This is a genomic window from Desulfallas thermosapovorans DSM 6562 (genome assembly GCF_008124625.1).
Taxonomy (GTDB): Bacteria; Bacillota; Desulfotomaculia; order Desulfotomaculales; family Desulfallaceae; genus Sporotomaculum; species Sporotomaculum thermosapovorans.
Genome location: NZ_VNHM01000015.1, coordinates 16,140 through 38,541 on the forward strand (window position 1 = coordinate 16,140; position 22,402 = coordinate 38,541).

The 22,402-nt window shown below is 53.0% G+C and carries 17 protein-coding genes and 1 other annotated feature; of the genes, 12 read left to right on the forward strand and 5 right to left on the reverse strand.

Annotated features, from left to right (window positions below):
- Window positions 1–101: 101 nt before the first annotated feature.
- Window positions 102–329, reverse strand: coding sequence for a hypothetical protein (locus LX24_RS11970; protein WP_166512389.1), 228 nt, complete (start codon window positions 327–329; stop codon window positions 102–104).
- Window positions 330–477: 148 nt separating this feature from the next.
- Here LX24_RS11970 and argC point away from each other — a divergent pair, with 148 nt between their 5' ends.
- The 6 genes from argC to LX24_RS12000 all read left to right on the forward strand — a co-directional run bounded on the left by argC (window position 478) and on the right by LX24_RS12000 (window position 7,558).
- Entirely contained in the window at window positions 478–1,521 is a 1,044-nt protein-coding gene (gene argC / locus LX24_RS11975; RefSeq protein WP_166512390.1) for an N-acetyl-gamma-glutamyl-phosphate reductase, read from the forward strand.
- A 146-nt stretch (window positions 1,522–1,667) separates the two neighbouring features.
- Window positions 1,668–2,882, forward strand: coding sequence for a bifunctional glutamate N-acetyltransferase/amino-acid acetyltransferase ArgJ (argJ, locus tag LX24_RS11980; RefSeq protein WP_166512391.1), 1,215 nt, complete (start codon window positions 1,668–1,670; stop codon window positions 2,880–2,882).
- Window positions 2,883–2,939: 57 nt separating this feature from the next.
- Entirely contained in the window at window positions 2,940–3,827 is an 888-nt protein-coding gene (gene argB / locus LX24_RS11985; protein ID WP_166512392.1) for an acetylglutamate kinase, read from the forward strand.
- A gap of 149 nt (window positions 3,828–3,976) precedes the next feature.
- Window positions 3,977–5,167 carry an acetylornithine transaminase gene (locus LX24_RS11990; RefSeq protein WP_166512393.1) on the forward strand — a complete coding sequence of 397 codons (1,191 nt, stop codon included), beginning with the start codon at window positions 3,977–3,979 and terminating at the stop codon, window positions 5,165–5,167.
- Between the two features lie 173 nt (window positions 5,168–5,340).
- Entirely contained in the window at window positions 5,341–6,288 is a 948-nt protein-coding gene (argF, locus tag LX24_RS11995) for an ornithine carbamoyltransferase (protein ID WP_166512394.1), read from the forward strand.
- A 61-nt stretch (window positions 6,289–6,349) separates the two neighbouring features.
- Window positions 6,350–7,558, forward strand: coding sequence for an argininosuccinate synthase (locus LX24_RS12000; RefSeq protein WP_166512395.1), 1,209 nt, complete (start codon window positions 6,350–6,352; stop codon window positions 7,556–7,558).
- A gap of 183 nt (window positions 7,559–7,741) precedes the next feature.
- On the opposite strand, the gene LX24_RS12005 is transcribed toward LX24_RS12000, so the two are convergent.
- From LX24_RS12005 to LX24_RS12020, 4 genes are all read right to left on the reverse strand, one after another.
- Entirely contained in the window at window positions 7,742–9,364 is a 1,623-nt protein-coding gene (locus LX24_RS12005) for a copper amine oxidase N-terminal domain-containing protein (RefSeq protein WP_166512396.1), read from the reverse strand.
- 211 nt (window positions 9,365–9,575) lie between these two features.
- Window positions 9,576–10,751: a TraB/GumN family protein gene (locus LX24_RS12010; RefSeq protein WP_166512397.1), complete on the reverse strand. Its 1,176-nt coding sequence runs from the start codon at window positions 10,749–10,751 to the stop codon at window positions 9,576–9,578.
- 268 nt (window positions 10,752–11,019) lie between these two features.
- A complete protein-coding gene (gene glpX / locus LX24_RS12015; protein WP_166512398.1) occupies window positions 11,020–11,997 on the reverse strand; it encodes a class II fructose-bisphosphatase in 978 nt (325 codons plus the stop codon).
- A 290-nt stretch (window positions 11,998–12,287) separates the two neighbouring features.
- Entirely contained in the window at window positions 12,288–13,142 is an 855-nt protein-coding gene (locus LX24_RS12020) for a DUF6544 family protein (RefSeq protein WP_166512399.1), read from the reverse strand.
- 282 nt (window positions 13,143–13,424) lie between these two features.
- On the opposite strand from LX24_RS12020, the gene argH reads away from it, so the two are divergent.
- The 6 genes from argH to ilvN all read left to right on the forward strand — a co-directional run bounded on the left by argH (window position 13,425) and on the right by ilvN (window position 22,399).
- A complete protein-coding gene (argH, locus tag LX24_RS12025; protein ID WP_166512400.1) occupies window positions 13,425–14,801 on the forward strand; it encodes an argininosuccinate lyase in 1,377 nt (458 codons plus the stop codon).
- A 178-nt stretch (window positions 14,802–14,979) separates the two neighbouring features.
- Window positions 14,980–16,530: a DUF445 family protein gene (locus tag LX24_RS12030; RefSeq protein ID WP_166512401.1), complete on the forward strand. Its 1,551-nt coding sequence runs from the start codon at window positions 14,980–14,982 to the stop codon at window positions 16,528–16,530.
- Between the two features lie 60 nt (window positions 16,531–16,590).
- Window positions 16,591–16,846, forward strand: a binding site (T-box leader).
- A 415-nt stretch (window positions 16,847–17,261) separates the two neighbouring features.
- A complete protein-coding gene (gene ilvE, locus LX24_RS12035; RefSeq protein WP_166512402.1) occupies window positions 17,262–18,140 on the forward strand; it encodes a branched-chain-amino-acid transaminase in 879 nt (292 codons plus the stop codon).
- A gap of 152 nt (window positions 18,141–18,292) precedes the next feature.
- Complete coding sequence (gene ilvD / locus LX24_RS12040; protein WP_166512403.1) at window positions 18,293–19,957, forward strand: dihydroxy-acid dehydratase; 1,665 nt, start codon at window positions 18,293–18,295, stop codon at window positions 19,955–19,957.
- Between the two features lie 250 nt (window positions 19,958–20,207).
- Window positions 20,208–21,866, forward strand: a complete 1,659-nt coding sequence (ilvB, locus tag LX24_RS12045; RefSeq protein ID WP_166512404.1) for a biosynthetic-type acetolactate synthase large subunit — start codon at window positions 20,208–20,210, stop codon at window positions 21,864–21,866.
- A gap of 14 nt (window positions 21,867–21,880) precedes the next feature.
- Complete coding sequence (gene ilvN, locus LX24_RS12050) at window positions 21,881–22,399, forward strand: acetolactate synthase small subunit (RefSeq protein WP_166512429.1); 519 nt, start codon at window positions 21,881–21,883, stop codon at window positions 22,397–22,399.
- Window positions 22,400–22,402: the final 3 nt, after the last annotated feature.

A 22,402-nucleotide genomic window follows, 5' to 3' on the forward strand; every position in this document is an offset into this window, starting at 1 on the left:
TACGTGTATCTGCGGTTTACCGGGGGGTATTGTTGCCTGAACACGGTACCTGTAATGTATTCAGGCAGCACTAGCCCCTTGTATTATATGGTTTTTCATAACTACTTGCTTTCCTTGTTTTCATCCTCCGGCGGGCGCATGAATAGCGGCACCACCTGGCTGTGAAATGATTCCACCCCAGCATTAATACTGGTCAGTGCTTCGCGCATGGAATTAATGGCCTGACCCAGGTTGTTCAGCTTTCCGGCGGGATCAGGGGTGTTGGCGGCCATTAGCAACAGCAGGGTGACCAGGGGATGGGTGAAAGGACTTTGCTCGTTACCGGGCATGGTAACCGGTACACCTCCTTGTTATAAAAAAATTCATTCGTTACAGGTAATTTATGAAAAAAGGTCTTTATGTGTGCGGGAAAAACTGTTGTATTATTATTCATCTGTATGTATAATTATTTTATGCCATTTTGGAGGTTTGTTGGAAATGAAAATTAAAGTGGGTATTATTGGTGCTACGGGCTACGCCGGTGCGGAACTGGTGCGGTTATTGTCGGCGCATCCCGAAGCCGAACTGGTGGCCCTTACCACCCAGAGCTACGGCGGAAAGTCATTTTGTGAGGTCTACCCGCATTTATACAAATATGTGGATCAGAAGTGCTGCGAGCTTGATATACCGGACCTGGTGGGTAAAGCCGATGTGATATTTGCTGCTTTGCCCCACGGGCATGCCATACCCGTGGCCCGGGAGGTGCTTAAACAGGGCAAAAAATTTATTGACCTGGGCGCTGATTTTCGTTTTGACCGCCGGGAAGTATATGAACAATGGTATAAAGTGGAGCATACCGCACCGGATTTGCTGGAGCAAAAGGTTTACGGGCTGCCCGAGGTGTACCGGGAGAAGATTAAATCGGCTTCTTTGGTGGGCAATCCGGGTTGCTACCCCACCAGTGTGATACTGGGGCTGGCACCCCTTTTGAAGCACGGTTTGGTGGATACCGGTACGGTGGTGGCGGACAGTAAATCAGGGGTATCGGGGGCCGGGCGGGGCCTCTCCCTGGGCAATCACTTTTGCGAAGTGAATGAAAATTTCCGCGCTTATAATGTAGGTATGCACCGGCATACGCCTGAAATTGAACAGGAACTGGGCAAGCTGGCGGGGGAGGAAATGGTCATATCCTTCACGCCGCACCTGACTCCCATGAACAGGGGTATTTTAAGTACGGTTTATGCCAAATTGAAGCAGGAAATGACCCTGGGCCAGGTGCGTTCCATTTATGAAGAATATTATCGCAGTGAATTTTTCGTGCGCCTGCTGCCCCCGGGAATACTGCCCCAGACCAAGGCAGTGGCCGGCTCCAACCACTGCGATGTGGTGCCCGTGGTGGACCCGCGCACCGGGCGGGTGGTGGTTATTTCCGCCATCGATAATTTGATTAAAGGGGCCGCAGGACAGGCCGTGCAAAATATGAACCTGATGTTTGGCTTGCCGGAAATTACGGGCCTGAACAGGCCGGGGTTGTACCCCTGATTGTGAACTATATTTAGAATCACTGCCGGTACTGTATCGCCGGATATCCCTTTTACGGCGCTTCCCTTTTTCACTCGGGCAAAGGTACTGAGGCCCGCGAGCGTACCGGTGTTGGGGTTAATACAGCATTTTGGAGGAAAGTAATTATGGCGCAAACAGCCTTTGATGAAATCACCGGCGGGGTCACCGCCCCGCAGGGTTTTACCGCCGCCGGAGTGGTGGCGGGGATCAAGTATGATAGAAAAGATGTGGCGCTGGTTTACTCGGAGCGGGAGGCTTCGGCCGCCGGGGTCTTTACCACAAACATAGTGAAGGCCGCCCCCGTTCTTTTAACCATGCAGCATATCAAGGGCGGCAAAGCCCGGGCCGTGGTGGCCAACAGCGGCAATGCCAACGCTTGTGTGGGCCCCCGGGGAATGGAGGATGCCCGGACCATGGCGGCCGAGACGGCGGGGCTTTTGGGCCTGCCGCCCGGGCAGGTGCTGGTGGCCTCCACCGGGGTAATCGGCCAGCCTCTGCCCATGGACAGGGTGCTGCCCGGTATCCGGCGCGCGGCGGCGGAGTTGAGCCGGGAGGGCGGCGGGGATGCCGCCCTGGCCATCATGACCACCGATACCGTGGCCAAGGAGGCGGCGGTGACGGTGTCACTGGGCGGTGTCAATGTTACCATTGGCGGCATGGCCAAGGGCTCGGGGATGATCCACCCCAACATGGCCACCATGCTGTGCTTTATCACCACCGACGCCGCCATTGAGCCCGCCTGGCTGCAAAAAGCACTGGCTGCGGCGGTGGAGCGGACCTTTAACATGATCACCGTGGATGGTGATACCAGCACCAACGACATGGTGCTGGTCCTGGCCAACGGCGCGGCGGGCAATCCGGTCATTGACAGTGAGAACGCTGATTACGCGGCCTTTGCCGGGGCACTGGAAGCATTGTGCCGCAAGCTGGCCGTGGCCATAGCTGCGGACGGCGAGGGGGCCACCCGGTTACTGGAGGTGCGGGTGCTGGGTGCTTCCACGGAGCGGGATGCCCGGCTGGTGGCCCGGGCGGTGGCCGCCTCCAGCCTGGTCAAGGCGGCGGTGTTCGGCAAGGATGCCAACTGGGGCCGGGTAATTTGTGCCGCCGGGTATTCCGGCGCCAGTTTCAACCCGGATAAAGTGGATATTTATGTGGGAGATGTACAGGTGGCCGAAAAGGGCGGGGGACTGCCCTTCAGCGAGGAGGAGGCCACCAGGGTGCTGTCCGGCGACCGGGTGGTGTTCACCATTGACTTGCATGATGGTGATGGCGACGCCACCGCCTGGGGCTGTGACCTTACCTACGATTACGTGCGCATTAACGGTAGTTACCGTACTTAATACCGGCGGTTAATTTATTAAACTTTAAACCTGACCCTGAAGAAAGGTGGTGTTGGGTTGATCAGCCCAATGGAAAAGGCGGGCATTTTGGTGGAAGCCCTGCCTTACATAAAGAAGTTTTATGGTAAAACAGTGGTTATCAAATATGGCGGCCATGCCATGGTTAATTGTGAGTTAAAAAAAGCGGTTTTGACAGATGCAGTGCTGATGAAATACGTGGGTATGCATCCCGTTATTGTCCACGGTGGCGGGCCGGAAATTACCGGTATGCTGAAAAGGCTGGGCATAGAAAGTAATTTTGTGGGGGGGCTTCGGGTTACCGATGCCGAAACCATGGAAATTGCCCAGATGGTGCTGGTGGGTAAAATCAACAAAGACATCGTGGGTATGATCAATGATATCGGCGGGCATGCGGTGGGCCTGTCCGGCAAGGATGGCAACCTGCTGGTGGCCGGTAAAAAAATGGGCCGGGTGCGCAATGCCGACGGCACCGAGGAAACCGTGGATATCGGTTTGGTGGGCGAGGTGCGCCAGGTCAACCCCGGTATTGTGAACACGGTGATAAGGGAAGGCTATATTCCCGTGGTAGCCCCGGTGGCTGTGGGCGAAGGCGGCCACAGCTATAATGTCAACGCGGACAGTGCGGCCGGAGCGCTGGCGGTGGCCCTTAAAGCGGATAAGCTGGTTATTCTTACCGATGTGGAAGGGATACTGGCCGACCGCAACGACAAATCCTCCCTCATATCCACCATAACCAGGCAGCAGGTACCCGGGCTGGTGGAGCGGGGCATTATAGACGGCGGAATGATTCCCAAAGTGGAATGCTGTATATCGGCACTCCAGGGAGGGGTGGGCACCACCCACATTTTGGACGGCCGGGTGCCGCACTCCGTGCTGCTGGAGATATTCACCGACCGGGGTGTGGGCACCATGGTGACCAATTGACCACTCCGGCTGCTGCTTAGGCTGGTGCCGGGTAATGAAAGTATCGCTCAGCCGGGTAATAACAAGGCTTTTCAGGCCCCCTGTCAAGCTAAAACATAAAGTTTATTCACTTATTATGGGTGTTGAAAGGTTGAAAGAAGGCGAGAATATTGAATACCAGTGAAATTATGCAATTAAGTGATAAATATGTTATGCATACCTACGGGCGCATAGGCTTAGCTCCGGTGCGGGGCCGGGGAGCGCTGCTGTGGGATGCCGAGGGCCGGGAGTATCTCGATTTTGTGGCCGGTATTGCGGTTAATTCCCTGGGGCACTGCCACCCGGCGGTGGTTCAGGCGGTGCAGGAACAGGTCGCCCGGCTGTTGCATGTCAGTAACCTGTATTACATCGAGAACCAGGCCCGACTGGCTGAGATCCTGGTGCAAAACAGCTGTGCCGACCGGGTCTTCTTCTGTAATAGCGGGGCCGAGGCCAATGAAGGAGCCATCAAGCTGGCCCGCAAATGGGCCAAAAAACAGCACGGCCCCCAGCGATATGAAATAATCACCGCCGAAAATTCTTTCCACGGTCGTACCCTGGCGGCCATTACGGCTACCGGCCAGCCCAAGTATCAAAAAGGCTATGAGCCCTTACCCGAAGGATTCAAGTATGTTCCATTCAATGATCTGGAAGCGCTGTCCCGGGCCATTGGCCCCCATACTTGTGCCATTATGCTGGAACCGGTGCAGGGTGAGAGCGGGGTCCGGCCGGCCACCCGGGAATACCTGTCCGGTGTGCGGGAATTGTGCGATAAACACGGGCTGCTGTTGATTTTTGATGAAGTACAGTGCGGCCTGGGGCGTACCGGCAAGTTCCTGGCCTACCAGCATTATGATGTGGAACCCGATATATTCACCCTGGCCAAGGCGCTGGGGGGCGGTTTCCCCACCGGTGCCATGCTGGCCAGGGAAGAAGTGGCCAACGCCTTTGGGCCGGGGGATCACGCCGCCACCTTCGGAGGCAACCCGCTGGCCTGCGCCGCCGGCCTGGCCGCCATGTGGACCACGCTGAACGATGGTGTATTGGAAAACTGCAACCGGGTTGGGGCATACTTTAAAGAAAAACTGCATGATCTGGCCGGTCAATATGACTTGATCAAAGAAGTGCGTGGTTTGGGGCTAATGCTGGGCATGGAACTCACCGTGCCGGGCGGGGATATTGTCAACCGCTGCCGGGAGCGGGGATTGCTGATTAATTGCGCCAACAACACCGTGCTGCGGTTTGTGCCGCCACTAATAATCACCCCTGAGGATGTGGACAGGGCCGTGGAAATTCTGGACGGAGTATTACAGGAACAGTAAGACAGGGGGATGTTTATTTATCCTTGTGGTGGGGGACCGGGGACAGATTTTTAACAAATACGGTTATTTAATAAAAAATCTTTAACTTTTAAATTGTACCGTGTTAATATGGATAAAGATGTTATATTTCGGAAGCATTAATGGGGTTATCTTATTGAAAAGCGGTGATATAAATGAATTCCATTAGGGAGACATTTAAAGGGAGGGACTTGCTCTCCCTGCATGATTTTACCCCGCAGCAAATCGCCTTTATGCTTGATTATGCCGCCGAGCTCAAACAAATGCAAAAACAAGGCGAGCCCCACGCGCTGCTGCAGGGACAAACCCTGGGTATGATATTCCAAAAGTCCTCCACCCGCACCCGGGTTAGTTTCGAGGTGGGCATGTACCAGCTGGGCGGGCATGCCCTGTTCTTAAGCTCAAACGATATTCAGTTGGGGCGGGGGGAAAGCATTGCCGATACCGGGCGGGTGCTGGGCCGCTATGTGGACGGTATCATGATCCGTACCTTTGCCCAGAGCGATGTGGAGGAACTGGCCGAGTACGCGCCGGTACCGGTGATTAACGGTCTTACGGATTTGTTGCACCCCTGCCAGATACTGGCCGATTTGCTCACCATTAAAGAACACAAGGGACGGTTGGCGGGTCTTAAACTGGCCTACGTGGGCGATGGTAATAACATCTGCCATTCCCTTTTATATGGTTGTGCCAAAACAGGCCTTAATATCAGCGTGGCCTCGCCCGAGGGTTACCTGCCCCGGGAAGAAATCGTGGCGGCGGCCCGGCAGGACGCCCGGGAAACAGGCGCCTCCATAACCATAACCACCAACCCCGAGGAGGCTGTGACGGGAGCCGATGTGCTGGTGACCGACGTTTGGGCCAGCATGGGCCAGGAAAGCGAGCAGCAGGCCCGGGTGAAGGTGTTTGCCCCTTACCAGATCAATGCCCGCCTGGCAGCCCTGGCGGCACCGGACTACATATTCCTGCACTGCCTGCCTGCCCACCGGGGTGAGGAAGTGGCCGCTGAAATAATCGACGGTCCCCATGCGGTGGTGTTTGATGAGGCCGAAAACAGGCTCCACGCCCAAAAGGCTGTTATGGCCCTGCTTATGGTAAAGTAAGTGAGAACTGTCGAATTGTGAAAAGGTAATTTCAAATATAGCATTAAAGGGAGTTGGCGACATGAAAAAAGTAGTTTTGGCGTATTCGGGAGGTTTGGATACCTCCATTATCATACCCTGGCTCAAGGAAAACTATGGTTATGAAGTCATTGCCATGGCTGCGGATGTGGGCCAGGGAGAGGAACTGGACCCGCTGCATGAAAAGGCGCTGAAAAGCGGGGCCAGCAAGCTGTATATCGAAGACCTCAAGCGGGAGTTCGTCACCGATTATATCTACCCCACTTTAAAGGCCGGGGCGGTTTACGAAGGCAAGTACCTGCTGGGCACTTCCATGGCCCGGCCGCTGATCGGTAAAAAACTGGTGGAGATTGCCGAGCGGGAGGGGGCCGAAGCGGTAGCCCACGGCGCCACCGGCAAGGGCAATGATCAGGTGCGGTTTGAGCTGGCCGTGAAGGCCCTGAAGCCTGAATTAAAGATTATTGCTCCCTGGCGGGAGTGGGACATTCGCTCCCGGGACGATGCCATTGATTACGCCGAGGCCCGGGGTATTCCCGTACCCGTGACCAAATCACGGCCCTACAGTATGGACCGCAACCTGTGGCACCTTTCCCACGAGGGCGGGGCATTGGAGGATCCGGGCCAGGAACCGCCGGATGATGTGCTGCTGCTCACCGTACCGCCCGAAAAGGCACCGGACGAGCCCACCTACGTGGAAATATATTTTGAACAGGGTGTGCCCAAAAAGGTTAACGGCCGGGAACTGCCCCCCGAGGAATTGATCATGGAGCTGAACAAACTGGGCGGTGTCAACGGCATCGGTATTGTGGACATGGTGGAAAACCGTTTGGTGGGCATGAAATCCCGGGGTGTCTATGAAACGCCGGGTGGCACCATACTCTTCCTGGCCCACCGGGAGCTGGAGTTGCTCACCATTGACCGCAACACATTGCACTATAAGGAAATGGTGGCCTCCCGTTATGCCGAGCTGGTTTACGACGGAGTGTGGTTCTCACCGCTGCGGGAAGCACTGGACGCCTTTGTGGACGTTACCCAGCGTACCGTCACCGGTACCGTGCGTATGAAGCTGTACAAGGGTAACTGCACCCCCGCCGGGACCACTTCGCCTTATTCCCTGTACAACGAAGAACTGGCCACCTTTGGCCGGGATGAAGTATACACCCAGGCCGATGCCGCCGGTTTTATAAACCTGTTCGGGTTACCGCTGCAGGTGCGGGCGCTTATGGAAAGAAAAGCGGGATTGCGTAAATAACCAATTAAAATAACCAGGAGCGGAGCATTAAACACGCCTCGTTAATGCATTTATCCGTAACACCCAAATTGCCGAAATATGAAAAAATAAAAGTCCAAAGGCGTTGCCTCAGGTAGTTGCAGGTGTGCTATAAAAAACCCGCCGTGTAAATTAATACCACGGCGGGTTTACGATTACTTATGGCTATTTCGTTATCATTAAAGTAGTTTCATTAACCAAATCAATACTTGTTGCCAAATTTTCATCAGCGATAAGGCTCACCGGAATCATAGTATAACCCGCCTCAAGGTAGGCCGGTATACTTAATGTTTTATCAACCCCGTTGACCTTGTAGCTGTTTTCATTGATAAACACGGAAATTGTTTTATCCCCGGTGGTTACTTGCATTTCGTTGGGTTTGATCCATTTAACCCCATAACCCAGTACCTCCAGAACGGCCCTGGCCGGTACCATGGTATCCCCGTTATCTTTAACGCTAAAGGGTACACCGGTGGTCAGAATATTTCCGTCCACTACTATTTGCAGTCCGGTTTCCTCGCCCACCGGTGGTGCCGGCATGTCCTGGGCGGGGTCCGGGATTAGTGAAGATATATCGGTGCTGTTGCCGTCATTTAACACCGGGGCATTTACAACCAGGCTTTGATCCACTTTGGTGACGGATTTGGCTGTGGCCCCAAGGTCTAGTAATAATTCCCCCGTGGCATTATCTCTGGCTGCCACTTGAAAAGTGGTGTCGGCATAGGCGGCCTCGCCTTTATAATTGAACAGACAATCTAATGCAAAATTAAACTGGGGCCCGTTTTGGGCATTGAAGTCCACCAGGAAATTATAGGTTCCCTGCAGGTTATCTGCAATACCGGTGCCCTGGTAAGCTATAACAAATTGCCCGTTCATTGAGCCGTCGGGGGCTTTAAAGCCCAGGTTGACATTAAAATTCCTGGGACCGCCGGGGGACAGGGAAGCCTCGTAAGTAAAATCTTTTACATCCACAAAGTTTTTAAACAGTTTTATTTGTTCCAGGGGTATAACCGGGATACTATCAAAGCCGGAGATGATTTCCTGCTTCATTTGCTCCGGGGTGGTACCTAACTGCTCAAAACTGTACTTGTTTAAATCCACGATAATGCCGGCGGCCCTTTCCTTTTCGGCTTTCACCTTGGCCAGCAGGTTGTAGATGAACTCTGCCACGCCGTCCTGATCCAACTGCAAAGTAACCTTATCGCCGGACTGGCTAAAATACTGGTCCGGTATGGCTTCCACCAGGAAAAGCAGTAATTCTTTGTATTCTTCAGGCAGTTGCTGGTTTTGGTAGCTGGCCATTTGCTCCCAGACGCTTTTGAGCTGTTCATTGGATAAGTACAGGTATTCGTGGCTTTGTTCCAGTAAAGCCGGGTTCTCCTTAAATGCATCAAATCCCAATTCCCTTAACAGGGCAAAGAAATCCCTGGTCAAGATAACCTTGTCATCCTTTAGATAAATATCGCCGTTGTGATCATTACCCTTGATGTCCGTGGTGTAGCTAATTTTAATTACATTATTGGTTGCGTCCATTTGTGTCAACAGGTCAATGGAAGCACCTTTCAGGGAAGCCAGATCCTTTACCAGGCTGCCGTCAAACCGGGTAATATTGATAGTGGTTTCGTCCCGGGACTTTTCATAATAATCTTTGCTAACACCCAGGTTAAAGTTTCCGATGTTTTCGATCAGCACATCCTTTGCGGTTGGCTGGGCGGCCTCTGCGGCAAAAGCCAAGGTAAAACATAAAACCAGTGCCAGCATTACAATAAATATGTTTTTTCTGACCAAGATAGCACCTCCAAAATTAAAATTATTTATTATGGCTGATTATATCATAACTAAATAGTTAATTTGTATAACAATTAAAGTCAATTTTTTTTATAGGAGAGAAAAATATGTATGGTTTTGTTTGGACAAATTGCGGGGAGAACAGCCCCAGGGAGGTTTTTAGGATAACCACTCTCCCCGGGGTAAGTGCAGAATCGCCTTTTGGGTGATTTTAGAAAAAAGTGTGGAAAAATCTCCGGAGTATCTCCGCCCCTCCGATATAAGTGCCAAGGCTGCTGCCAATATTGGCCAGTACCACCACCAGCAGTATGCGGGTGACCTTGTTGCGCCAGAAACCCTTGAAAGAGAATATATCTTCGGAAATATTTTCAAAGTCCCGAACATTTGGTTTTCTTATGAAGGCTTCGGTAATACCGGCAAACCAGCCCGCTGCCAGCATGGGATTCAGGGAAGTTACCGGCGCGGCAATGAATGCTGTCAGTACGGTTAGGGGATGTCCCAGGGCAATTAAGGCGCCCAGCGCGGACAAACTACCGTTCCAGAGAACCCAACTTACCAGTTGGTCAAGCCCCGCGGATTTATCAACAGAGAATGTGGAAGCAATGATGGCTATTATCAGCAGCGGGATGCCCCAGCCGATAATTTTAGTAATTATGGGTGTTGGTGCGACCTGGGACAATTGAGCCAGATCGTGCTCGCGGTACAGTTCTTTTTTAATACCGTGTACATGGCCTGCCCCCAGTACGGCCACCACTTTGTTGCCCGGGGCGGTTTTAATTTTTTCTGCCAGGTACTGGTCCCTTTCATCAATTAAAACCGATTTGAACTTGGGGGAAACCCTGGATAACTCGCTTAGCGCTGCTGTCAACATATCCTGGCCTTTCATCTTCTCCATTTCTTCTTCACTGATTTCTTCCGTATCAAACATGGACAAGATAATCTCGAATAACAGTTTTACTTTGCCCCAAAAACTTACACCCCGCCATAACCGGAGCATGGTGGTATGGATTTCCCGGTCGGCCAAACATAGAGTTGCACCCACTTCGTTGGCCGAGTTAATACCCTGAATCATTTCCTGGCCCGGTTGAACCCCGAACTGCTGGGCCAATCTTTTTTGGTAAGAAGAGAGTATCAGGTTGATCAGCAGCAACATGGCCTTGCCTTCTTTGATAATTTTGAAAATGTCCGTATTTTTCCATCTGTCCGTGTCGGTGATGGACTGGTACCGGGGTTGGCATAATTCCACGCAAACGGTGTCGGGTCTTTCAGATTGGATAACTTCTTTGACCTCATCGACACTCTTTGGGGAAACATGAGCTGTGCCGATGAGGATTATTTCTTTGCCGTCTATTTCCAGGCGGTGTACATTGTTGCCGTCAGTGGCCAAATTATCACTTCCCAAAAGCGGATTTTAGCAAAACAATTATAATAATATCATATTTACAGTCCATTGCCATGCCCGGCAAACAAAAACCGCCGCCCATTTCACGCCAGTGAAAATGAGCGGCGGTGCTTTTGATAGCCGATACCTGCGTTATCAGGATTAGTTTTCAACCTTATTCTGGTTAACAACCACCGGGTTTTTTATTTAGCGGGAAAACAAGATTTGCAAAAAATGCCAGGCGGCTTGTTCCGCCCGGCACTTTTTTATAACATTACTTTTCTTTAATCAGCGAGTAGTGCGGCTTGTATTTTAAGTTATGTACCGTGTTGATAAAGCGCACCGTGCGGCTTTTGGCCCGCATCACCAGCGAGTAGGTTTCAGCCAGCTCACCGCCTCTGAAACGTACCCCTTTGAGCAACTCTCCGTCGGTTACGCCGGTGGCTGCGAAAATAGCATCATCCCCCTTGACCAGGTCGTCCATGGTTAAAATACGGTTGGGATCTTCGATGCCCATACTCAGACAACGCTGGTATTCACTGTCGTCTTCGGGAACCAGGCGGGCTTGCATGTCGCCGCCCAGGGCTTTAAGGGCCGCTGCTGCAATCACTCCCTCGGGGGCGCCGCCGATGCCGGCGCAGATGTCAATACCCGTATCTTCAAAGGCGGTGGCCAGCGCTGCGGCTACGTCGCCGTCGCCGATGAGGCGTACCCGGGCACCGGCTCCCCTGACCGCTTCAATGAGCTTTTCGTGCCGGGGGCGATCCAGTATCATCACTGTGCAGTCCACAATGCGTTTATTGTGGGCCTTGGCTACAATTTCCAGGGTCTTTTCAATGGGATCATCCAGGCTGATTTGGCCGGCGGCCCGGGGGCCCACAGCCAGTTTATCCATATACATGTCCGGGGCGTGCAGCAGGTTGCCCTTTTCGGCAATGGCAATCACTGACATGGCGTTGGGCAGGCCTTTGGCCAGAATGCTGGTACCCTCCAGCGGGTCCACTGCTACATCCACCTCCGGGGTGAGGGCGCAGCCCACCTTTTCGCCTATATATAACATGGGGGCCTCATCCATTTCACCTTCCCCGATAACCACGGTACCATTCAAGGACACTGAATCGAACATAGTGCGCATAGCATTGGTGGCTGCCTCATCGGCCTCGTTTTTGCGCCCGCGTCCCATCCACTGGGCGGCGGCCAGGGCAGCCATTTCGGTAACCCGCACCAATTCCAGCGTCAGTTCTCTTTCCATAAATGCACGTCTCCTTTATTAAAAAACTGTTTAATTAACTTTATTTTAACATATTTGCACACTAATAAGTTATATAGTATAACATTTTCTTAAAAAAAACTTAATGTGTTATCACTTTTATGCTTGGCCATGTTGCATAGCCGCTGAATTATATAAGCTTCAGTCTGTAATTTATTATATTACCCGTTGCTTTCTTTAATGAGCAAAACACTAAACCTGGCTTTCAATAAAAAACACCGCCCGATTTTTACGTGCATCAAATGGGCGGTGGCGTGGTACAATTTACCCGCTTAGTAAGCAACAGGATGGTTATATTGCAATTCTTCCAACTCCAACCGGTACCAGGTGAAATCCCCGGTTTTTAGTTTCCAGGTCACCTCTCCTTTACCGGGAACCCGTATGCCTTGAAATTCTTTATAATCATTAACATTAACCAACCATGTTTCTAGGGTATATTGACCGCCAAATTCTCCATATCTGGGCGCGGTAAAACTGGTAACCTCGCCTTGCTCGTTGAAGTTAAAAACCCCCGTTGCCGTTACCCCTGCGTAACTTATAGCGGCTTCGGCCGTGTAGTCGTTTACTGGGGTCCAGGTAATATAATCGCTCAAAGCCGCTGTGGGGATCCATACTGTTTCCGCCAGAAATCGTACCAGTGAACCCTGGTCAACCTCCGGCCCCCTGGCGTCTACAACCTTAAATAAAGATAAAATTTTAATTAGTACATTGCCTTTGCCCCCGTGGTATTTATCCCTGGCTGCAAAATGCACAAGCGGGGCGGCTTTGACCCTGGCTTTCCATAAATAGCCCGGCCGGTCTATGGTGAAGTATTGTTCCGCTTCAAGTTGCAGCCATGGATTTTCCGGTTTCATTTTCATCACGGCTTTTTGTTTTGACCGGGCGGAGGAAAACCTTGGCTTGCCCATCACCTGGGAGTAATGAAGCCACCTTTGCACTGCGGGTGGCAGTTTTTCCAAATCGTCCGGTTTTATTATTTCTTCTTTGTGAACCAGGCCCGCAAAAAATTCATTGACTTCTTGTTTTACCTTTTGACTAAACAAAATGTTGGCAATTCGGGCTATAAACGAAACCAGTGCCAAAATAATAGTTACAACTCCGGCTATTGCAAGCGCAATACTCCCCATAGGTTTTCGTCTCCTTTATAATTTATTACCGCGGCGAACCCGTCTTTCCTTTGATTTGCAATATGCAGCCATAATCAATAATTGTATTATAACAAATGGGTGCTTTGATGGAAAATAAAAAGCCCGGGGGTTCAACCGGGGTTGTAATTATTTTTTCGACCTTTTTCCAACTTTGGTACAGCCATGTTATAATATTTTAGCATGATTACCGGTAAAATGATGCAATAGCAAGTGTTTAACAGGACCTTCATTGCCAACAGTTAATAAGAAGAGGTGGTTTTAATGGCCAAGCTGTGGAGCGGGCGCTTTCAAAAGGATACGGACCGGCTGATGGATGATTTTCATTCCTCCATTTCCTTTGACAGCCGCCTTTATAAATATGACATCACCGGCAGTATTGCCCACGCCAAAATGCTGGCGCGGGTGGGCATTATCAGCGACCGGGAGGCCGGTGCCATTATTGACGGGCTTTCAGGTATACTGGAGGATATCGAAGCCGGCCGGGTGGAATTTTCCGTGGCCGCCGAAGATATTCATATGAACATGGAACAGTTGTTAATAGATAGAATCGGAGATGTGGGCAAAAAACTGCACACCGCCCGCAGCCGTAACGACCAGGTGGCGCTGGATGTGCGCATGTACCTGCGGGATGAAATAGACGAAACCGGGCAATTGCTGGCCAAACTTACGGGGGTGCTGCTGGATGTGGCCGAGCAGCACCTGGATACCGTAATGCCCGGTTATACCCACCTCCAGCGGGCCCAACCCATCACCCTGGCCCACCATTTACTGGCTTACTGCCAGATGTTCGAGCGGGATAGACAGCGCCTGGCGGACTGCCGCCGGCGGGTTAACGTGCTGCCCCTGGGGGCCGGGGCGCTGGCCGGCACCACCTTCCCCCTGGACCGGGAATATGTGGCCCGGGAGTTGGGTTTTGACGCCGTGACGGAAAACAGTTTGGATGCGGTTAGCGACCGGGATTTTGCCGTGGAGTTCGCCGCTGCCGCTTCCCTGATTATGGTGCACCTGAGCCGTTTTTGTGAAGAAATTATTCTTTGGTCCTCGGCGGAGTTTGGTTTTATCGAACTGGATGATGCCTACAGCACGGGCAGCAGTATGATGCCCCAGAAAAAAAATCCCGATGTGGCCGAGTTGATTCGGGGCAAAAGCGGCCGGGTATTCGGGGATCTCACCGCTCTTTTAACCATGCTTAAAGGCCTTCCCCTGGCTTACAACAAAGACATGCAGGAGGATAAGGAGGCCCTGTTTGATGCGGTGGATACCGTGAAAAAGTGCCTGCTGATTTTTCAGCCCCTGGTGGCCACGATGCGGGTTAGAAAGGAAAACATGGCCCGGGCGGCCCGGGGCGGGTTTACCAATGCCACCGACCTGGCCGATTACCTGGTCCAGCAGGGCGTGCCCTTTCGGGAAGCCCATGCTATAGTGGGCCGGGCGGTGGCTTACTGCCTGGAACACAATAAAGCACTGGATGAATTGAGTTTGGAGGTTTTACGCGATTTTTCCCCGGTCATCAACGAAGATGTTTACGAAGCCATCGGGGTATCCCGCTGCGTAGCGGCCCGAAATGTTATTGGCGGCCCTGCTCCCGAGGCGGTGCAAAAGGCCATTCGGGCCGCCCGGGAGAAGCTTGACGGGTAGTGTTGCAAATTTACCTTCCTTGATGGTGCCGGGTGGTGAAAGTCTGAAATAAATTCATTCATGGCGTTTTGTGCTCTGGAAAGGCATGCATATACTGTTGAAAGTCGAAGGCTTTAAAACGGCAGGCACCCGGCACCGGAGGATTATAGCAAATCTTATATATAAGGATGATTTGTTTATGAATTGGCTGCAAGTAGCTTTAACGGTGTTGTCGGGGGCAGTTATCGGATACACCACCAACTGGATTGCCATTCGCATGTTATTCCGGCCCCTGAAAGAAAAAAGATTTTTCGGCCTGCGGGTGCCCTTTACCCCGGGGGTTATCCCCCGGGGTAAAGGACGCCTGGCCGGTGCCGTGGGCAATGCGGTGGGTGGCATGCTGCTCACTGAAGAAAAGGTGGTGCAGCACCTGTTGCGGCCTGAAGTGGAAGAACAAATGCGGCGCTTTCTGGCCGAGGGGATGGTTAAAATACGCGAGGGTGGTGTCAGCGTTGGCGAGGCACTGGGCGGCCCCGAAGGTGATACGCAGCTCCAGCGCGAGTTAACGGAACTGGTTTCCGGTGTGGCAGTGAAACTGGTCAGGGGTGAGGCAGCCCGGCGGGCGGCGGGGCGCCTGGCCCGGGAAGCCGCCGGTTACCTGCTGGAGCAAACTGTGGCAGATACACTTGATCATGCCAAAGCCGAAAACATGGTGGCCGCTTTGGAGCAACTGCCCGCTACGGTACTGCAGCAGCCGGCAGTAAAGCGGGAGTTGGAGCGTATACTGGCCGGGCAAATGGAAAAATTTTTGGCCAGCAACCGGCCGTTGGAATACTATCTACCCGGGGCCGTGCGGGAAGGCATCCATCAATTTATCAATGACCAGGCTCCCCGCATTATTGCGGTCATAGAGCAATATATCAATTCCCCGGCAGCCCGGCGGGCCATGAAAGACAAGATTGAAGGATTTTTTGAAAGCTCAGCCATTAAGAGGTTCGTCAACGGCCTGTTTCAACTTATGGGTAACGGCTCGGACATGCTGGTGCAGCGGCTGGCCGGTGAAATAGCCCGGTTTTTTGCCGATGAAAAAAACCGGGCGGAGATTGTGGAGCGCTTGCACTTGCTGGTGGATGAAGTGCTTGGAAAAAGGGTCAGCGATATTACCGCGGGATTGGATGAGGCCGGTAAGCGGGAAAAGGCCGCCGAAATAGCCGCGTGGGCCGTGGACAAGCTGGGTGACCCTGCTGTGACGGACGCTTTGGCCGGTGCCGCCGGGGAAATATTAGAAAAATGCCGCAGCCGGACCTGGCGGGAACTGGCGGGCCGGGCTGATCCCGGGTGGCCGGCCAAACTGACTGCATATTTCGAGCGCCTGGTGGAGAACCTTTGGGAGCAAAACCAGCCGGCACAGCATGTGGAAGCGCTGGTGCGGCATGAAATGGCAGCCCTCTGGCAACTGCCCCTGGGCCGCATACTGGATTTTCTGCCGGGTGATTTTGTCACCGGCTCCGGTGGCACGGTCACCAGGCTATACCGCCTGGTGGTGCAAAAACAGGTGCCGGGGTTGCTGCGTTTCATTGATATTAAGAGCATGGTGCGGCAGCGGGTGGAAGAGTTGGATGAACTGCAGGTGGAAGAGATGTTGCTGGGTATTATGCGCCGGGAACTGGTGGCCATCACCTGGCTGGGTGCGCTGTTGGGGGCGGTGCTGGGCGTGGTTACAGTTACCATGCAATATTTGATGAATTAAAACATAAAACTGTTGACCTTTATAATGGTTTTACTGTATACTGAATTGTAAGTTTTTACGTTAAAGGTTATGAAGGGGAGCAATACCTGCAAGCCGCGCCACAGAGAGCTGGGGGTGCTGAAAACCAGTGCCGGAACAGGTTAGGCATCGCCCCGGAACTGCTTTGTCGAAAGGCTGTCCGCCCGGTAGGCAAAGCCGGGAACAGGTGGCCCGTTATTGCTACCGTGTCGCTGACACACTCAAGAGGTTTTCGCCAAGGGCGCGAAAACAAGCAGGGTGGTACCGCGGGAGGAATTTAACACCTCTCGTCCCTGGTGGTTATTTCACCAGGGACGAGAGGTTTCATTATTTATACGGTAAAACACGCTTCTTCCTATACAGGTGAAATGATGATTTCATTTGTTAATGATGAACACTAACACTACTATGGAGGGAAGTGTACCTAGGGTTCCGCCTCCCATGGGAGGGACTGGACCGAGCGGTACAGGCCGCCGGGGAATAACCACCGGGGGTTACACCGTGGGGATAAAAGACCCAAGCGGATAGGTTCCACCCTTGGAAAATATCAGCGGGGTCTTATTTATTTTAATAGCATTATGAAGGCTATATACGGGGGTGAAAAGACGGTAGTTTGTCCGGGCGTTGGATGCGGTTTTTAATAAACTAATGTTAACTTATTTTTAACAGTTCAGTAATTAAAATTAACTGAATCATAACAGGAGTGTGAAAACATGAGCCTTATAATTTATTTGGATGGTAAATATGTACCCGAGGAAGAGGCCGTCGTATCAGTATTTGACCACGGTTTGCTGTATGGTGACGGTGTGTTTGAAGGCATCCGGGCCTATAACAACCGGGTTTTTAAACTGTCCGAGCACCTGGAGCGGCTGTATGAATCGGCCCATACCCTGGCCCTGGTGATTCCCATCAGTATTGAAGAAATGCAGGAAGTGGTGCTGGAAACGCTGCGCCGTAATAATTTGCGGGATGCCTATATCCGCCTGGTGGTGACCAGGGGTAAAGGGGATCTGGGCCTGGACCCCCGTAAGTGTCCCAGAGCCACTGTTTTCTGTATTGCGGCCTCCATCCAACTTTATCCCGAGGAATTGTATGAGCAAGGCCTGGAGATGATTACCGTGGCCACCCGGCGCAATCTAAGCGAGGCCTGCAACCCCAGGGTCAAATCCCTCAATTACTTAAATAATATCTATGCTAAAATAGAGGCCAATTTAGCCGGTGTGCCCGAGGCCATCATGCTCAATCAAGAGGGTTACGTGGCCGAGGCCACCGGGGATAATCTTTTCCTGGTCAAAAAGGGTAAATTGATTACTCCGCCCATACATGCCGGGTTATTGGAAGGTGTTACCCGCAATGCTGTAATAGAATTGGCCCGAAATAAAGGCATTGTGGTGGAGGAAAAGATGTTCACCCGGCATGATGTGTATAATGCCGACGAGTGCTTCCTCACCGGTACGGCAGCCGAATTAATCCCCTGCGTGCGGGTGGACGGGCGCGCCATAGGCAGCGGCAAGCCCGGCGAAGTATTCTGGGGTTTGCTGAAAGATTTCCGGGAATTGACCAAAGTGGACGGACCGGTTATTTTCGAATAAACAGGGAACGAAGGGACGGTTATCCTGCTTCCGTGCCCTTGCTTCCATAACGGGAAGATGGCCATAAAGCAGGCTTTTAAACCGTATTTCCCCTGGATAAAGCATAAAAGGGACAGTGTAAGTAGATTAGCCATTTAGATAGGAGGATTAAAATGCGCAGTGATGCCATGAAAAAGGGGCTCAGCAAAGCCCCCCACCGCTCTTTGTTCAAAGCGCTGGGTATGACCGAGCAGGAGCTGGAGCGGCCCATCATTGGAGTAGTCAACTCATATAACGAAATAGTGCCCGGACACATGCACCTGCGCGAAATCACCGAGGCGGTCAAGGCCGGTGTCCGCATGAACGGCGGCACCCCCGTAGAGTTTCCCTCCATTGCGGTGTGCGACGGCATTGCCATGAATCATGAGGGTATGAAATACTCCCTGGCCAGCCGTGAAATAATCGCCGACTCCATCGAAGTGATGAGCATGGCCCATCCCTTCGACGGGCTGGTGCTGGTTACATCCTGTGACAAGGTGGTGCCCGGTATGTTGATGGCCGCGGCCCGGCTGGATATCCCTGCCATCGTGGTCAGCGGCGGGCCCATGCTGCCAGGTCGTTACCAGGGACGGGATATGTCCCTCAGTAATATATTCGAGGCTGTGGGGGCGGTGCGGGCCGGTAACATGACCGAGGCCGAGCTGGCCGAGGTTGAAGAATCGGTATGCCCGGGCTGTGGTTCCTGTGCCGGAATGTTCACCGCCAACTCCATGAACTGCCTCACTGAAGCCCTGGGTATGGCCCTGCCCGGCAACGGCTCGCTGCCCGCGGTTTCCGCGGCCCGCCGGCGCCTGGCTAAATTAACCGGCATGCGGGTGGTGGATTTGGTACGGGAAAACCTGCGCCCCTCGGATATTCTTACGGCCAGGGCATTTGCCAACGGCCTGGCCCTGGATATGGCTTTGGGCTGCTCCACCAACACGGTGCTGCATTTGCCCGCCATTGCCCACGAGGCCGGGGTGGAAATAAACCTGGATATTATCAACCAGGTCAGTGAAAAAAACCCCAACCTGTGCAAGCTGAGTCCCATGGGCCAGCATTTTATGCGGGATTTGGATGAAGCCGGGGGTGTACCGGCGGTACTCCGGGAACTGGTGGACCACGGGCTGGCTGACGGCAGTACCATGACCGTTACCGGTAAAACACTGGGGGAAAATGTGGCGGGTGCTGCTATAAAACGCAGTGATGTCATTCGCAGCGTAACTGACCCGTACAGTGCCAGCGGCGGTATTGCCGTGCTGTACGGTAACCTGGCCCCCGGAGGAGCGGTGGTGAAAAAGGCCGGGGTGGATCCGGAAATGCTTAAGCACCGCGGCCCGGCCCGGGTATTCAATTCCGAAGAAGAGGCCTGCCAGGCCCTGATTGACAAGCAAATTCAAAAGGGCGATGTTATTGTCATCAGGTACGAAGGCCCCAAAGGCGGCCCGGGCATGCGGGAAATGCTCACCCCCACTGCCACGGTAGCCGGGCTAGGTTTGGATAAAGACGTGGCCCTGATTACCGACGGGCGGTTTTCCGGTGCCACCCGGGGTGCTTCCATCGGGCACGTTGCCCCGGAGGCTGCCGAGGGCGGCCCCATTGCCGCGCTGCAGGACGGGGATATGATTGAAATAGATATACCCGGGTGCAAGCTGAATGTGCTTTTAAGTGAAGATGAGCTGGCGGCCCGGCTGGCCCGGTGGGTGAAGCCCGCGCCCAGGGTAACCAGAGGTTACCTGGCCCGGTATGCCCAGCTGGTAACGTCGGCGGGCACCGGAGCTGTTCTGAAAAAACTGTAGAAAATAAAGCGCCAAACTGTCGTCCATTATACTCTACAATGCCATCTAATATATTTAAACTCCGCCGGGGCTGCCGGTTCCGGCGGGGTGGAATTTGCCAATGTGAATACGTGCTGCCGTGATTCGCCGGCAGCAGTCGTATTACCCAAAAACTACATACCACACCAATTGTGGTAACAAATTCGGTCTGAAAATAACAGATATGCGACAGGCCGGCTATTAAAATAAATTTACCGGAGGTGGAAGGGGTATGCAAAAAACCGGGGCACAAATCCTGGTAGATAGTCTCCTGGCCGAGGGGGTGGATACTATTTTCGGCTACCCGGGCGGGGTGGTACTACCAATTTACGATGTGCTTTATGATTCTGAAATTAGACATATACTGACCCGGCACGAGCAGGGCGCTGCCCATGCCGCCGACGGCTATGCCCGGGCCTCCGGTAAACCCGGAGTATGTCTGGCCACGTCGGGGCCCGGTGCTACCAACCTGGTTACCGGTATTGCCAATGCCTATATGGATTCCGTTCCCATGGTGGCAATTACCGGCCAGGTGGCTACGTCGCTTTTGGGCCGGGACTCTTTTCAGGAAGCCGATATTACAGGTATAACTTTACCCATCACCAAGCACAATTTTTTGGTTAAAGATCCCAAAGATATAGCCAGGACGGTGCGAGAGGCTTTTTATATCGCCACCAGCGGCCGCCCGGGTCCGGTACTTATCGACATGCCCAAGGACGTATCCTCGGGTGTGGCGGAGCATATCGAGCCCGGACCGGTGCAGCTGCCGGGGTACGTAGCCAAAAAAGAGCCAGATCCCGAACAAGTGGCCAGGGCCGTCCGGGCGATTGAAGAAGCCGAGCGGCCCGTTATTTATGCCGGTGGTGGAGTGGTAAGCGGCGGTGCCCATGGCGAATTGCTGGAGCTATCTGAAATGCTGCTCATACCGGTGGCCACCACCCTGATGGGCCTGGGTGGTTTCCCCGGCAACCACCCGCTGTCGGTGGGTATGCTGGGCATGCACGGCAGCAAGTACGCCAATTACGCTGTAAACGAGTGCGATTTGTTAATTGGCGTGGGGGTGCGCTTTGATGACCGGGTGACCAGTAAACTGGAGGAATTCGCCCCCGGCGCTACCATTATGCATATTGACATAGACCCGGCGGAAATAGGTAAAAATGTTGATGTGGATATTCCCGTGGTGGGTGATGTCAGGCTCGCCCTGCGTCAAATAATTAAGCGCCTCAAGCCCAGACTGGCCAGCCGGTGGCGGGATAAAATAGCGATCTGGAAAAAGGAACACCCTTTCGGGTTTGAGGAAAACGGGCGGATTAAGCCCCAGCAGGTTATCCAGGAAATATGCAATGTCACCAAGGGTAATGCCCGGATTACCACCGAAGTGGGGCAGCACCAGATGTGGGCCGCCCAGTATTATACCTTTACCCGGCCCCGGACCTTCATTTCATCGGGCGGGCTGGGCACCATGGGCTTCGGCTTCCCGGCCGCCATCGGTGTGCAGGTGGCCTGTCCGGATGAAACAGTAATTGATATTGCCGGTGACGGCAGCATTCAAATGAATATTCAGGAACTGGCCACGGCGGTGCATTATAAATTGCCGGTAAAAATAGCTATTATGAACAACGGTTTTTTAGGTATGGTCAGGCAGTGGCAGGAACTCTTTTATAACCGCCGCTATTCCTACACCGAGCTGGAAAACCCCGATTTTGTCAAGCTGGCCGAGGCATATGGCGCCGTGGGCATTCGGGTGAGCAAAAAATCGGAAGTGCGGCCCGCCCTGGAGGAAGCCATGGCAGTGGAAAAACCGGTGGTTATTGATTTCCCCATTGAGCGGGAGGAAAATGTGTATCCCATGGTTCCCCCCGGCGAACCCATCCATAAAATGCTGGGATAGGAGGGCTATAGATGCTGAGGCATACTTTAGCGGTGCTGGTGGAGAATAACCCGGGCGTACTGGCCCGGGTGGCCGGCCTGTTCAGCCGGCGCGGTTTTAATATTGACAGCCTGGCGGTGGGGCGAACCGAAAACCCCGACGTGTCCCGGATGACCATCGTGGTTGACGGCGATGACAGGGTCTTGGAGCAGGTCACCAAACAGCTGCACAAGCTGGTGGATGTAATAAAAATAAATGATATCACCGTGGATGAATATGTTGACCGGGAACTGGTGTTAATAAAGGTAAATGCCGACCCCGCCCAGCGGGGCGAGGTAATGCAGATTGCCGATGTGTTCCGGGCCCGCATTGTGGACCTGGGCCGCAGGACATTAACCCTTGAATGTACGGGCAACGAAGGCAAAATAAATGCCTTTGAAGAATCCCTGCGCCCGTACGGTATCAAGGAGCTGGTGCGTACAGGCAAAATTGCCATGGTAAGGGGTTCCAAATATACGGGATATCATGATAACGGTACCAAGGAGGAGAATTAATAA

What these genes read in the sequence shown, in the direction of transcription:
- LX24_RS11970 (WP_166512389.1), bottom strand. Translation starts at nt 329, where the DNA reads ATGCCCGGTAACGAGCAAAGTCCTTTCACCCATCCCCTGGTCACCCTG.
- argC (WP_166512390.1), top strand. Translation starts at nt 478, where the DNA reads ATGAAAATTAAAGTGGGTATTATTGGTGCTACGGGCTACGCCGGTGCG.
- argJ (WP_166512391.1), top strand. Translation starts at nt 1,668, where the DNA reads ATGGCGCAAACAGCCTTTGATGAAATCACCGGCGGGGTCACCGCCCCG.
- argF (WP_166512394.1), top strand. Translation starts at nt 5,341, where the DNA reads ATGAATTCCATTAGGGAGACATTTAAAGGGAGGGACTTGCTCTCCCTG.
- LX24_RS12000 (WP_166512395.1), top strand. Translation starts at nt 6,350, where the DNA reads ATGAAAAAAGTAGTTTTGGCGTATTCGGGAGGTTTGGATACCTCCATT.
- glpX (WP_166512398.1), bottom strand. Translation starts at nt 11,997, where the DNA reads ATGGAAAGAGAACTGACGCTGGAATTGGTGCGGGTTACCGAAATGGCT.
- LX24_RS12020 (WP_166512399.1), bottom strand. Translation starts at nt 13,142, where the DNA reads ATGGGGAGTATTGCGCTTGCAATAGCCGGAGTTGTAACTATTATTTTG.
- argH (WP_166512400.1), top strand. Translation starts at nt 13,425, where the DNA reads ATGGCCAAGCTGTGGAGCGGGCGCTTTCAAAAGGATACGGACCGGCTG.
- LX24_RS12030 (WP_166512401.1), top strand. Translation starts at nt 14,980, where the DNA reads ATGAATTGGCTGCAAGTAGCTTTAACGGTGTTGTCGGGGGCAGTTATC.
- ilvE (WP_166512402.1), top strand. Translation starts at nt 17,262, where the DNA reads ATGAGCCTTATAATTTATTTGGATGGTAAATATGTACCCGAGGAAGAG.
- ilvD (WP_166512403.1), top strand. Translation starts at nt 18,293, where the DNA reads ATGCGCAGTGATGCCATGAAAAAGGGGCTCAGCAAAGCCCCCCACCGC.
- ilvB (WP_166512404.1), top strand. Translation starts at nt 20,208, where the DNA reads ATGCAAAAAACCGGGGCACAAATCCTGGTAGATAGTCTCCTGGCCGAG.